This window comes from Pseudarthrobacter enclensis (assembly GCF_030811655.1).
Lineage (GTDB): Bacteria > Actinomycetota > Actinomycetes > Actinomycetales > Micrococcaceae > Arthrobacter > Arthrobacter enclensis_A.
In genome coordinates this window covers 39,628-52,570 of record NZ_JAUSRE010000005.1, presented here as the reverse complement: position 1 = coordinate 52,570, position 12,943 = coordinate 39,628, and the positions used below count along the sequence as shown (strand labels likewise).

General features: G+C 65.4%; 14 protein-coding genes. 6 read left to right on the top strand and 8 right to left on the bottom strand.

Annotation, left to right across the window (positions count from 1 at the left end; genetic code table 11):
• Positions 1–71 precede the first annotated feature (71 nt).
• From J2X98_RS06280 to J2X98_RS06265, 4 genes are all read right to left on the bottom strand, one after another.
• Complete coding sequence (locus tag J2X98_RS06280) at positions 72–1,181, bottom strand: serine hydrolase domain-containing protein (RefSeq protein ID WP_307305622.1); 1,110 nt, start codon at positions 1,179–1,181, stop codon at positions 72–74.
• 46 nt (positions 1,182–1,227) lie between these two features.
• Complete coding sequence (locus tag J2X98_RS06275; RefSeq protein WP_307305619.1) at positions 1,228–2,310, bottom strand: glutathione S-transferase family protein; 1,083 nt, start codon at positions 2,308–2,310, stop codon at positions 1,228–1,230.
• A gap of 29 nt (positions 2,311–2,339) precedes the next feature.
• On the bottom strand, positions 2,340–3,080 hold the full coding sequence (locus J2X98_RS06270) for a M50 family metallopeptidase (protein WP_141941332.1): 741 nt from the start codon (positions 3,078–3,080) through the stop codon (positions 2,340–2,342).
• Positions 3,081–3,243: 163 nt separating this feature from the next.
• Entirely contained in the window at positions 3,244–3,546 is a 303-nt protein-coding gene (locus J2X98_RS06265; protein ID WP_018761323.1) for a DUF4193 domain-containing protein, read from the bottom strand.
• 206 nt (positions 3,547–3,752) lie between these two features.
• Here J2X98_RS06265 and J2X98_RS06260 point away from each other — a divergent pair, with 206 nt between their 5' ends.
• The 4 genes from J2X98_RS06260 (at position 3,753) to J2X98_RS06245 (ending at position 6,514) form a co-directional block, all read left to right on the top strand.
• Complete coding sequence (locus tag J2X98_RS06260) at positions 3,753–4,895, top strand: glycosyltransferase family 9 protein (protein WP_307305611.1); 1,143 nt, start codon at positions 3,753–3,755, stop codon at positions 4,893–4,895.
• The gene (locus tag J2X98_RS06255; RefSeq protein WP_307305608.1) at positions 4,892–5,863 is read left to right on the top strand and encodes a glycosyltransferase family 9 protein; all 972 of its coding nucleotides are present in this window, start codon (positions 4,892–4,894) and stop codon (positions 5,861–5,863) included. The genes J2X98_RS06260 and J2X98_RS06255 overlap by 4 nt, the downstream gene beginning before the upstream one ends.
• Before the next feature lie 74 nt (positions 5,864–5,937).
• Positions 5,938–6,168, top strand: a complete 231-nt coding sequence (locus J2X98_RS06250; protein ID WP_141941338.1) for a hypothetical protein — start codon at positions 5,938–5,940, stop codon at positions 6,166–6,168.
• Between the two features lie 154 nt (positions 6,169–6,322).
• The gene (locus J2X98_RS06245) at positions 6,323–6,514 is read left to right on the top strand and encodes a three-helix bundle dimerization domain-containing protein (protein WP_141941340.1); all 192 of its coding nucleotides are present in this window, start codon (positions 6,323–6,325) and stop codon (positions 6,512–6,514) included.
• Between the two features lie 15 nt (positions 6,515–6,529).
• Here the strand turns inward: J2X98_RS06245 and J2X98_RS06240 are convergent, their stop codons facing one another.
• Complete coding sequence (locus tag J2X98_RS06240; protein WP_141946329.1) at positions 6,530–7,555, bottom strand: NADPH:quinone reductase; 1,026 nt, start codon at positions 7,553–7,555, stop codon at positions 6,530–6,532.
• 356 nt (positions 7,556–7,911) lie between these two features.
• Complete coding sequence (locus J2X98_RS06235; RefSeq protein WP_307305599.1) at positions 7,912–9,519, bottom strand: phospholipase D family protein; 1,608 nt, start codon at positions 9,517–9,519, stop codon at positions 7,912–7,914.
• Between the two features lie 123 nt (positions 9,520–9,642).
• On the opposite strand from J2X98_RS06235, the gene J2X98_RS06230 reads away from it, so the two are divergent.
• Positions 9,643–10,104, top strand: a complete 462-nt coding sequence (locus tag J2X98_RS06230) for a GatB/YqeY domain-containing protein (RefSeq protein ID WP_307306007.1) — start codon at positions 9,643–9,645, stop codon at positions 10,102–10,104.
• Between the two features lie 58 nt (positions 10,105–10,162).
• Here the strand turns inward: J2X98_RS06230 and J2X98_RS06225 are convergent, their stop codons facing one another.
• Both J2X98_RS06225 and J2X98_RS06220 read right to left on the bottom strand, forming a co-directional pair.
• Entirely contained in the window at positions 10,163–10,885 is a 723-nt protein-coding gene (locus J2X98_RS06225; protein ID WP_307305595.1) for an alpha/beta hydrolase, read from the bottom strand.
• A gap of 105 nt (positions 10,886–10,990) precedes the next feature.
• Complete coding sequence (locus tag J2X98_RS06220; RefSeq protein ID WP_141941346.1) at positions 10,991–11,164, bottom strand: CsbD family protein; 174 nt, start codon at positions 11,162–11,164, stop codon at positions 10,991–10,993.
• 209 nt (positions 11,165–11,373) lie between these two features.
• Between J2X98_RS06220 and J2X98_RS06215 the strand changes: the two genes are divergently transcribed.
• A complete protein-coding gene (locus J2X98_RS06215) occupies positions 11,374–12,936 on the top strand; it encodes a CehA/McbA family metallohydrolase (protein ID WP_307305590.1) in 1,563 nt (520 codons plus the stop codon).
• The last annotated feature ends 7 nt before the right edge of the window (positions 12,937–12,943 follow it).

Genomic DNA, 12,943 nt, shown 5'->3' with positions numbered 1-12,943 from the left:
CCCCGAGCCCACCGTGCGTCCGGCCGTGCCTGAGTATTGCCCATCCGGACAACAGTAGGGCCGGCGGTGCGTCAGGACAAACCTGCTGTTGAGCGGCGTACCGCAGCAGCCAGGCGGTGGGCGCGGCCCTGAGTGCGCCCTTCTTCCGCGCGCCGGGGAATGTAGCCGAAAGCCAAACGGTAGGACGGGTCGGCAAAACCGAGGGCAGCGTTTGCCCCTTCGTGCCCGAAGGCCCGGTGGCTGCCGAAGTTCCGCGAGGGATGGGGTTTCATGAAGACCACCGCGAACGCGTTGTCCAGGCCGGAAGACCGGTCCAGGCCCCACACCTGCTCCCGCGTCATTGCAGTGATGGTTTCCTCAGTGAGGAAGGGACTGTCGGTTCCAACGCCAGTGGTGGCTGCGGCATACAACCGGGCCAAGCCGTCGGCAGACCCCACACCGCCGGCGGCTGACATCCCGGCGGCCCTGACGGACCGGATGTTGGGCAGTTCCATGATGCTGCTGACCGGGGCGTTGCTGTTCATGCCCTCGAGGCTGAGCGGGTCGACCCACGGCTGCGCCGCATCTGCCTCGTACAGGACATCCCGGTACCGCGGCTCCTGGTCTGCCGGCAGCCCCAGGAAGAAGTCGACGTCCTGCGGCTCACGGATTCTTCGGTTGTAAATGTCCTGCAACGCCTCGCCCGTGGTCCGGCGGCACAGCTCCTCCATCAGGATGCCAATGGTGAGCGCGTGGTAGCCGAACTGCCTGCCCGGTTGCCAGGCAGGTGCAGCCGCGGCGAGCCGCAATGCGGCTCCCGCCGTGGTGAACTCCTCCAAGCCGAATCCGCCCTCGACACCCAGGAGCCCCGCCTGGTGAGACAGCGCCTCCCTGACCAGCAGCCGGTCCTTTCCATGGACGCCGAATTCCGGCCAGTAATCCACCACCGCTTTGTCGAGGTCCAGGACACCGTCCTGCACAAGGAGCGCGATGACCATTGCGGCCACTCCCTTGGAGCAGGAATAGGCACCCGTCAGGGTATCCGGATCCATGCCAGGCCCGCCGCTCAGGCTGAGCACCGGAACACCGTCACGATAGGCGGCCACCTGCGCGCTGTAGTGGGGATCTTCGGCGAGGAAGGATTCGAAGAGGGCCAGGACGTCCTCGTAACCGGGAGCCACGAAACCCAGGGAAGTAAGCATGCCGCCCAGTGTAGGCGGAAAACGATTTCCTGTCCGGTCGGGGAGTCTATGCTCCGTGTCCCGCGGCCACTTCCTCGCCTGGCCGGACCGGCCCCGGCGGTGTTCCATCGCCAAAGGGGCGGCCGCCCAGCGATTCCCGGCCGTGGTCCTCCAACCATCCGCTGAGGTCGGGGCCGGCTGGAACGATCCCGGTGGGATTGATGTCCTCATGCACGATGTAGTAGTGCTGCTTGATCTGCACGAAGTCGATGGTGTCGCCGAATCCGGGTGTCTGGAAAAGGTCCCTGGCGTAGCCCCATAGGTTGGGCATTTCACTCAGCTTCTGCCGGTTGCACTTGAAGTGGCCGTGGTACACGGGATCGAACCGGGCCAGTGTGGTGAACAGCCGGACGTCTGCCTCAGTGATCGTGTCGCCCATCAGGTAGCGCTGCCGGGACAAGCGGTCCTCAAGCCAGTCCATGGCGGTCCACAAGCGTGCGTACGCTGACTCATAGGCTTGCTGCGAACCTGCGAATCCACATCGGTAGACGCCGTTGTTGACCTCGGTGAAAACGCGCCTGTTGACTAGGTCGATTTCCTCCCGGAGGTGCTCCGGGTAGAGCTGCGGTGCACCGGGCCGGTGGAAATCCGTCCACTCCGTGGAGAAGTCCAGGGTGATCTGCGGGAAGTTGTTGGTGACTACCTCGCCGCTGCGCACGTCGACGATTGCAGGCACGGTGATGCCGCGGGGGTAGCCCGGGAAACGCTTGAAGTAGGCTTCCTGGAGGCGTTCAATGCCCAGGACCGGATCCACGCCGTGCGGGTCGAGGTCGAATGTCCAGGAGCGTGCATCATGGGTGGGTCCGGGCTGGCCCAGGGAGATGGCTTCTTCCAGCCCGAGCAGCCTGCGGACAATCACAGTGCGGTTCGCCCAGGGGCAGGCCCTGGCCGCAATGAGACGGTAGCGCCCGGCCTCCACTGGCCAACCCGGCTCGCCGTTGCTGCCGGGGGAGGCGCTCCTGGTGATGCGGTCCTCGATGTAGTTGGTATCGCGGGTGAACTCGGCCCCGCCCGTTACATACGCACCGCGGGTGCTGTGTTCGCTGGTGCCGCCCGTCGCTGCGGTGGCACTTTCGGTTTCCTGGCTCATGCCCCAAGCCTATGCGCCGCCACCGTCGTCTACCGGCGTTCCAGCAGAATTGCCGAGACTGGCTGCCAGGCCACCAGCCATGCACCGGCCACCACCAGCGTGAACAAGGCAATCCAGATGCCGGATGGTACAGCGGTGGCACGGTAGAGGAGGTAGGCATCGGAGGTGTTCAGGCGGTCGCGCCGGCGGAGGTGGACGTTGGTGAGTTTGAGCAGGTCACGCACGGCGGCCACCAGAAGGGCCAGGCCGAGAACGACTGTTACGTGCCCCGCCATGGAACCGGATGCAAGGAATGCCAGTGCGGCTGCGCCCGCTATGGCCGCGATGGTGACGGCCAATCCGGCAAAGTTGCGGAGGAAGACAAGGGACGCAGCCAGAACCAGGGAACTGCCTGCCATGGCAGCAGGACCCCAGCCACCGAGTCCGCACCACACGAAAGCCGCCCCGACCATTGCGGGTACGGGGTAGCCCCAAAAGCACGACCATGCGGCCGCCAGCCTGCTCCGGCTGTACGTGGTGGTGGTCCCGGAGTGGTCCAGCCGAAGCCGGATTCCGGACAGCCGCTGTCCGGAAGTCACGGCTGCAAACGCGTGGCCCAGTTCGTGTGTGGCGGTGGCGAGGAGGCCGAAGTAGCGCCAGCTGCCGCGCGGGATGGAAAGGGCGACGGCGGCCGCCAGGGAAAGGAGCATCTCGCCCCACGTGACGGTGGGAACGTTTGTTTGGGTGAAGGCTGCGCTGAACGCGCTCCAAAAGTTGGCGGGGATGTCCACTGATGCCTCCTGGCTGCCGGCCTCCCGGCGGGGTGCCGGCGTCGAACGTATTGTGCCCAACGCTACGGACGCAGGCTGGAGGGATGCTTAAAGACCGAGAGGCACGCCCGCGGCGTGCCTCTCGACAGGGATCGTAGTGCCGACCCTAAGGAAAGCTTGCTGACTAGCCTTCGCACTCGGTGCAGTAGCTGTGGCCGTCTTTTTGCCGGGCGATCTGGGACCGGTGCCGGACCAGGAAACAGGAGTAGCAGGTGAACTCATCCTCAGCCTGCGGGATGACCTGGACTACGAGCTCCTCAGCGACGAATTCGCCGCCAGGGACGCCGGCGCCGTCCAGCCCGTCAGCCTCGTCCAACTCCTGCACAACACTGCGGGCGTCGGGAGCATTTGCTGACTGGAGCTGCTCGAGTGAGTTGTCCTGCGATTCCTTGACGTCGGAACGCAGTTCATCGTAATCGGTTGCCACTTTGGGTGCTTCTCTTTTCTTTGATTGGCTGTCGGGTATGAAACGTACAGCATAAGGCCGGTATTCCCCAATAAGGAGCGTAGATCTCCGGCCGGCTGGGTAAAGGTTCAGGGGAGCAGCCGCTGGTTTTCCAACTGCGTTGCGGCTGCGTTGGCTGTGGAGGGATGGCCGTTGCTGTTTCCTCTGCGTGACGGAAGGGGCAGATCGTGGAGCAACTCACCGCAGAGTTCGGCGGTGCGGGACAGGTTGGCGTGGGCGTCGGACCGGTACTGGAGAGGTTCGACGGCGTGTCCAGCATCGTTGTCCTGCGCGGGGGCGGCCTGGGCGACCTGATCTTCGCCATCCCGGCGATGGCTGCGCTGAAGGCAGCCTACCCCTCTGCAACGGTGACCTTGCTGGGGACCCCTGTGCACCAGGCGCTGCTGGGGGCGTTGACGAGCCCGGTGGATGAGGTTGTTGTGCTGCCGTTCGCAGAGGGTGTCCGGCCAGGGGAAGAGGATGCCGGTGAGCTGGACCTTTTCTTTGCGGACATGCGCAGCCGGCACTTTGATCTGGCGGTCCAGCTTCATGGAGGGGGACGGTATTCCAATCCCTTCCTGTTGCGGCTGGGCGCGCGTCACACGGTGGGCACCAGGACGGCTGATGCAGCCAGCCTTGAACGGACCATCCCCTATATCTACTACCAGCATGAACCTTTAAGGGCGCTGGAAGTCGCAGGGTTCGCCGGGGCCTTTCCCGTAGATCTTGAAGCCCGGCTGGCGCCCGCCCAGGGTGGGGCCGCGTCCGAAGCGGCCGATGGCAGTGCCGGCCAGCCGCTCGTGGTGATCCATCCCGGCGCCACCGACCCCCGTCGTCGTTGGCCCGCCGAAAAGTTCGCCGAACTTGCCGGCGCCTGCGCATCTGACGGCTCCCGCGTGGTGATCATTGGGGACAGCAGCGAGCAGGACCTAGCGGAGGACATCGCCGCGCGGGCCGGGTCCGCCGCTGTCCGTTCGGCGGCGGGCGCACTGGATATGGCGGGACTGGTGTCGCTGCTGGCAAAAGCCGATGTGGTGGTAGCAAACGACAGCGGCCCCCGGCACCTTGCGCAAGCGCTTGGCGTCCCCACGGTCGGTATCTTCTGGGCCGGCAATGTGATCAACGCCGGCGCACTGGGCCGGAGCCTTCACCGGATCCACACGTCATGGGTGACGGCCTGCCCCACGTGCGGCATCGATGTCACCCAGGTCGGCTGGACAGCACCGCGCTGCGTCCATGATGACTCTGTAGTGGCAGGCATCGGGGTGTCCGAAGTCTACGAGGACGTCCGCAGCCTTTCGGCTGCGACGTTCGCAAAGCAGGACGCATGAGCGCCGTCCAGGCGGCCGGGGAGTCCGCCGACCTGATCCGTGCCGACGGCAAACCGGAACTCCTGGTCCTGCGCGCCCTCAAGCTTGGGGACCTGCTGGTGGCCGTGCCTGCGCTGAAGGGCATCCGGCGCGCCTTTCCGGATCACCGCCTTCGCTACGCGGCCCAGGGCTGGCTGTCCGAAGCCCTGGGCCTGGTGGGCGGCTATGAACTTCTGCCGACGCACGGCCTGGACGAACCGCTGGCAATGGAACCGGGTGCAGTGGACGTGGCCATCAACCTCCACGGCAGCGGCCCGGAAAGCCAGGGACGGATTGAGGCCCTGAAAGCCCGGCGGACCGTGGGGCACCAAAGTCCGCACCGGGACGGCCCCCCGTGGCGGCCCGAATTGCACGAGCGCGAACGCTGGGTCCGGCTGCTCGAATGGCATGGCATAGAGGCCGATCCCCTGGACGTGCAGCTGAACACACCGCACATGCCCAGCCCGGTGCCCGGCGCGACCGTGCTGCACGTGGGGGCAGCCTACGGAAGCCGGCTGTGGCCGGCCGGCCGGTTCGCGGCAGTGGCATCGGCGCTCGCAGAAGCCGGGCACCAGGTGGTCTTCACCGGTGGCACGTCGGAAAGGGAACGTGCCCAGGAAGTGTGCCGTCTTTCGGGTCTTCCGGACACCTCCATGCTGGCCGGCGTTCTGGGCCTGGGTGAGTTTGCCGCCACGATCGCTGCCGCACGGCTGGTGGTCTCTGCCGATACGGGCGCTGCACACTTGGCGTCGGCGTACGGGACTCCGTCCGTGGTTCTTTTCGGTCCCGCCCCACCCGAAATCTGGGGTCCGCCGCCGGGCCCCCATGTGGTCCTCACCCGCGCCGAACTGCGGCGCGGAGACACATTCGCCGCCCAACCTGATCCCGCCCTGCTCGCAGTCCAGGTGTCCGACGTGATGGCGGCCGTCAGGGAGCTGGGGCTTCTCTAGGCACTGTGGATTTGCGGCCAATGATGTGGATCCCCAGGGGGTGGAGAATACGGGCCCGGGCCTAACATTGTGGTATGAGCACTGAGCTGGAAATTGCTTTTGTGTTGGGGACGGCGTTCCTGTGGATTACCGTGACGCTCACCATTTTGTCCGCCATCGACCGCCCCGAGAGGAAGGCCCGGCGGCAGGAACGGCGGGAACTCAGGACGGGGACGGGGCGGATCGAGTACCGCCCGGTTGCTGCCGGTTCCCGTCCCCAGGGACGGAACCGGCATCCCCGGGCCAGAAGGCTGCACCTGCACTGACCACCTTGGAACGTGCCCCTCGCCGGTTAGCACCTGCGATGGACGGACGTGCGCAGCCAGGCGTCCGCCGTCGTTCTGCTGACCATCGCGGGCGGCACGAAAGGCAAACTGTCAAGCCTTGACGGGCGTTGCCTGGAGCGCTGACACTTTCCCGATGGGAGTAAGCGAAGAGTTGCGCGCGCTGGCTGACGTGGTGGACAGGCTCGCCGCGAAGTTTCCTGGAATGCCGCGGGAACACATCGAAGACGTGGTCCAGCAGGAGCACAGCCTGCTGGACGCCGGCAGGGTCCGTGCATTCATACCCGTCCTGGTTGAACACGCCGCGAGAGACCGCCTTTCACGCTAGGCCAGGGCGCGCAGGTCAGGGTGCCGGTGCGACGTCTATGACTACCTTTCCAATCGTTCCCTGTTCCACTGCGTCATGGGCGGCGGCAGTTTCCTCGAGTGGGAACCGCGCCAGTGGCAGGCCATGTTCTTCACCAACCCTGAGCGCTCCGGCGGCAAGGGCCTGGCCAACTGCCGTGACCGCTTGCTGTTTCTGCCCGTCCGTGACCGTGTAGGTCAGGATGAACTGGTAGCGGACGTTCCTGGTCATGCTTTCGCGGATGGGAATGTTGAGGGATTCGCCGGGGTTGGCCGCATAAATCGAGATGGTCCCGCCGGTTTTAAGCACCTGCAGGTCCGCCTCGATGTTCGCAGGCGCATTGACATCCACGATCACGTCCACACCATCTGCGGCTGCTTCCTTGACGGCGCGGACGACGTCGTCCTGCCGGTAGTTGATGACGGTTTCCGCACCTGCGCGGCTGGCAAGTTCGGCCTTCCGGTCGCCGCTGACGGTTGTGATAACAGTCGCTCCGGCCCACCGGGCGAGTTGGATGGCCGCATGCCCCACAGCCCCTGCGCCTCCGGTCACCAGCACGGTTTTGCCTGCGAGGGCTCCAGGTGCGAGCCTGGCCGGTCCGTCCTCGCTGGACGTCAGGGCGCGGTGGGCCGTCAGTGCGGGAATTCCCAGGGAGGCGCCGGTGTCGAAGGATTCGGTGTCAGGAAGTGCCACGACCTTGTGCGCCGGCAGCACCACGTACTCCTGGGCTGTGCCTTCGTTGCCGCCCCAGGCCACATCCCACAGCCACACACGGTCGCCCACGGCAAACCCTTCCACGCCGGGCCCCAACTGGTCGACGACGCCGGCTCCGTCCTGGTTTGGGACCTTCGGAGCGTCCAGCGTGTGGCTTCCGCTTCCGGACCGCGATTTCCAGTCGGTCGGGTTCACTCCCGACACCACCAGGCGCACCCGCACTTCCCCGGGGCCCGGCGCAGTCAGTGGTTTGTCCTGGAGCTTCAGCACCGATGAGGGACCTGTTGCTTCATACACGATTGCCTTCACGTCTGCTCCCATGGCCGGATAGAGATTGCCTGTCGACTCCAACCTATCGGAAGCAGCACCAGTCCCGGCGGACGGTGCCGGTTTTACGCTGGATGCCGTACTGGCAGCGGCCCGGCAGCTTAGCGGGGCTGCCCCCTGGCGGTGCTGGTCTTAGTGGCCCAGGATCCAGGAACCATCGGCATCCGGTTCATTCCTGGGTCGCCGCAACCGGCGGAACAGAATGATGAAAGGCAGCAACAGCAATTGGACGACGCCGACTGCCACCAGGAGGGCAACGAACAGTGCGATGACGGGGAGATAGAGGAGAAATACGCCTGCGAGGGATCCAGTTCAAGCCTGAACCGTTCGCGCGTTGACTAGAACCGGGAGGTGCCACGCAGCTTCCGGGGCCGGCCATCCGGATCGACAATGAACCGGTAGATTGGATCGGCCCAAAGGCGCTGGAAGTGCCCTACCGGACTTGGGGTGTGGTGCCGGACTTGTCCGGCTGGGCGGGTTGACCGGCGACCGGTGCGGTGCCACTGGTCCAGGGCTTCCGCGGTGCTGTGCCAGAGCTCGAGTTGGCCCTGGCCCGACTGGAGCCTGGGATCGTCGTAATCCAGGCCGAGATGTTCGGCCCAGAGCTGGAGCCGCAACTCCCTGGCGAGAGGTTGGGAGGGCTGGGCACCGTTGCCATCACCCGTCAGCCCGGAGGCCGCGGTGTCCATCACAGCGCATGTGAGCTCGCTGTCAGTGGTCCAGGACCGGCGGTTGAAGTTGTCTGATCCGCAGGTGAACCAGGTGTCGTCGATGATGCAGATTTTGGCGTGGACATAGATGGGCGTTCCCTCACTGTTTTCAAGGTTGAACACACCCACCCTGTCCGGCGCTGCCCGTCGAAGCAGGCTGAGAGCGCGCAATTGCCCCAGCCGGCGGGGAGGCCCGCCCACGGGCCCGTCGGAGTCCGGGTACCTGGGCACCACAATGATCACGTGCAGGGCAGGGTTGTTCTCGAGCGCGGCTGCAATTCCGCTTGCCACCTCCATGGACCACAGATATTGGTCCTCGATGTAGATGAGCGACCGGGCCTGGGCGAAAGCCTTGGCATATGCACGGGCGATGCTCCGCTCGCCCTGCGGTGCGAACGGGAAGGGCGGATGCTTCATTCCGTAAGTGCGCAGCAGTTGCACGGCGTGCGGGCCGGCCGGCGGCGGTGGGGGAGCGGCCTCCGGGAGAGGATTGGGGTGCCGTGGCATCCGGGCCAGCCGCTGCAACAGCATCCGGTAAGGCGTGTGCCGGTCCAGCGGGTGGGGGTCGTTCCACCGTTCCGCGAACACGGCCAGCACGTCAGCCACTACGGGACCACGGAGTTCAAGGGCCGCATCATGCCACGGTGGTGTCTGCCCGTAGTGCGGATCCATCGTCACCGCCTGGGGGTCACCCGAATGCCGGGAATCGTCCCTGCGGCTGTGTGACAGGTCGATTCCCCCCACGAAGGCGACGTCGCGGGAGGGATCGTCGCGGCGGCGGATCACCACCAGTTTTTGGTGATGGGAGCCGAAGAGACGCACGCGCTGATCCAGCAATGCCTCACCGCCGGCATCGTTGATCTTGCGGCTGAGGAGTTCGTTGGAGCGCCCGCTGATCGGGGCCGAGACGCGTTCGCCATGGGATCTCCAGACAAGGCCACGCACTTCCACCCCGGACCTGGCCAGGCCGGCAAGCAAACCGCCGATGGTGGGGCCCCCATCCTCGAGCTTCTCGTCGGCGTCGCCCCGCCAGTCCGTGAACCAGACCCGGTCTCCTGCCTTCAGGTCCCGGAGCTCCGCATGCAACCGGGAGAAGTACGTTGCACCATGAACCAGGGGACGCACCAGGTTTCCCTCTGACCAGGACGCTGTCCCTGCATCCCGAGACTGGATGGCGGACGCAGGATTTCCCCGCTCAGCGTGGTTGAGGAACCATTTGCCTGCCGTGCTGTCCACCCGGTGCTCCTTTCGGGCCCGGAAGTCCGGGCCGCTGGATTTCCAAACTAGCCTATGAAGATGGCGGTCCGGCCGCCCCGGGTGCGCAACACCACCGGTTACTGGGAAGAACGGAGCGAAAGCATGTCATTGAAGGAAAAGTTGAAGGGCGACGTCGTCGTGCACATGAAAGCCGGCAATAAGGTCGCCCTGACCACGGTGCGCAACGTTCTGGGTGAAATCGAAACGCGCGAGAAGTCCGGCAGGACTCCGGTGGACCTTGATGATCTCCAGGTCACGGCATTGCTGCAGAAGGAGGCCGCCAAGCGGCGCGACACCGCAGCCACCTACTCGGCCGCAGGCCACCAGGACCGGGCGCAGGCCGAAATTGCGGAAGCTGAGGTCATTGAGGCGTACCTGCCCAGGGCCTTGACCCGCCCGGAAGCCGAGGAAATCGTCGATGGGGTCATTGCGGAATTGGGAACGGACGGCGCCGCGCTGACGATGCGCTCCATGGGTGCAGTCATGAAATTGGTGACACCGAGGATTGGCGGCCGCTTCGACGGCAAGGCCGTCAGCGAGATCGTGAAGTCGCGTCTCGCGTGAACCGGGTGGCCCGACCTGGTTCCGGGCTGCTGCGGACATATGGCGGATCTGCTTGGTGTTATTGGAACGGAAGAGCTTCTTCGAGGATCACTTCCGCAACAACATCGGGGCGGTTGAACAGCATGAAGTGGTCGGTGTCGATGTCCCGGACGTCCGCGACAGCCTCGCGTGCCCATGCCCTCTGCTCCTGCCCCGTCAGGTTGTCCCGGAGACCGAGGAGGACGGTCGTGGGAATTTCCGCCCATGCCTGAGCGGGGACAGGATCGCTGCGGGTCTTTTTGGTGACAAATCTGCGTGGGTGACCTCTCAGGAAGGCACGCACCTCGTCCGGGAGCCGTGATCCGGCTTCATCCTGGCTGAGCCACCAGTCGCCGTCCAAAGCGAACCGGCCGTACTCGTCCCGGAGCATATGGTCCATCGCATCCACCCAGCGCGCATCACGGACTTCGGGTTGCCCCTTCAAGGGAGGCGAGGAAACATATACGAGGTGGCTCACGTTCGGCATGCCGTGGGCGCCAATTCCGACAACATCACAGCCATAGGACCAGCCGACGACGACGGTGGGCGCCGGGCTTGCCTCGATGGCCCTCCGGACCTCGTCAGCGTCCTCAAGCAGACCGGCTTCGGGCGAGCGGTGCGAGGGAAGGTCCGGTGCAAGCACCTGCAGGTTGGGCTGGTGCTCTTCAAGTTCACGCCGGACCCATGTCCAGTCTTCCGGCACACCCCACATGCCATGTACCAAGACAACGCCCTGCGGCAATAACCCCTGCCTGCCAGCCATGAAGGGACTGTAGGTCCGCCAAGGGGAGCGGTCAAGTGGTCCAGGCGGGAATGCATGGGAAGAGCGCGCCCCGTTCGCTGAGCGCGCCCTTCCCGCAAATACCCGTCAGTGCTTGAAGGCGTCCTTGACCTTTTCGCCGGCCTGCTTCAGGTCACCCTTGGCCTGGTCCGCCTGACCCTCGGCCCGCAGGTTCTCATCGCCGCTGGCTGCGCCGGCAGCTTCCTTGGCCTTGCCGCCCGCCTTCTCGGCAGCATTGTCAATCTTGTCGCCCAGTCCCATGGTGCTTCCTCCTCTGGTTCGGCAGCCGTTCGTTGTCGGCTTTATCTATAGTAAGCATGCTTAGGTTCCGGATAGCAAGTAGTCCGGCGACTTCGCAGCGTTGCCCGCAACTCCGCAACTGCCATGCGGCTATCAATTAATCACCGCGGTTCAGTCCCTGTTAGCCACCAGGCCACCTGCCGTTCAGTCCGCATCGTGAGACTCGGGCGGTGACTTCACCATGTAAAGCCCACGAGGCTGAAAGTGTCTTCCTGTCCCCTTCCCGCCGCGGATTCCTCGCCGCCGCGCTGGCCGGCGCTGCCGTGACCCTTGCCCCCGTGTCTTTTGCCGCTGCCGATACCGGCGCCAGCAGGACCCGGACAATCACCGGCCATCTGGATCCGGGAGCAGCCGACTTTGTATACCTGCCGGTTGAGATTCCTGCCGGCGTCAACAAGATCAGCGTATCCTACAGCTACAGCAAGCCGACTGTCACTCCGGGGCTGCTGTCCAACGCCTGCGACATCGGCGTCTTCGACGAGAAGGGCACCGAGCTTGCCGGGAAGGGTTTCCGCGGCTGGTCCGGCGGTTTCCGCACCGAGTTCTTTATCAGTGCCGCCGAAGCCACCCCCGGCTACCTGCCCGGTCCGGTCGGGAAAGGCACCTGGAACATCGCCCTGGGCCCCTACCAAGTGTCTGAGCAGGGCATGGACTACACCGTCAATGTCACCCTCGAGTACGGACCCGACGGCACCCCGTTCCGCCCCCAGTACCCGCCCAAGCAGGTCACCGGCAAGAGCGCCGGCTGGTACCGCGGCGACGCACACCTGCACACCATCTACTCGGACGGCAAGCGCACCCCTGCCGAGGTGGCTGCCGGCGCTAGGGCAGCGAAACTCGACTTCATGATCAGCACCGACCACAACACTCCCGCCTCGCATGGCGTGTGGGGGCCGCTGGCCGGCGAGGACCTCCTCATCCTCACGGGCGAGGAGGTCACCACCCGCAACGGCCACTACCTCGCACTGGGCATAGAACCTGGCGACTGGATCGACTGGCGCTACCGTGCCCGTGACAAGGGCTTCGAGCAGGAGGCCCAGCACATCCACGCCTCCGGCGGCCTCGTCGTCCCCGCCCACCCCTACTGCCCGTACGTCGCGTGCCGCTGGAAGTTCGGCTACGACGATGCTGACGCCGTCGAAGTCTGGACCGGACCATGGACGGCTGACGACGAGTATGCCATCAACACCTGGGACTCCATGCTCGCCAATTCGGTGCGCACCGGCGGCCGCTGGGTCCCTGCCATGGGCAACAGTGACGCCCACAGCGAGCCCCAGGTCGTCGGCCTGCCGCACAACGTCGTCAACGCCGCGGCACTCTCCCACGACGCAGTCCTGGACGGCATCCGCAACGGCCGCACCTGGATCGCCGAGTCCGCCAACATCTCCCTGGACTTCACCGTCGCCGCAGGCGGCCGGAAAGCAGGAGTCGGGGAGCGGCTCGACGTCAAAGCCGACACCCCGGTGACCGTCAGCATCAACGTCAGCGGCGTGCCCAACGGTGTCATCCGGATCATCACCGACGAAGGGCAAACCCAGCAAGCCACGCTCCCGGCGTCCGGCCAGGGCACCCACACATGGATCACCACCGCCCAGCTCTCCGCCTACGTCCGGGCTGAGGTGCGCCACCCCATGACCGACGGCACGGCCAGCAACGGCACCAACATGGGCACGACGCTGCTGCTCGGCCCCATGGCCGCACTCACCAACCCAATCTTCCTCGGAACCAAGTAGGCCGACC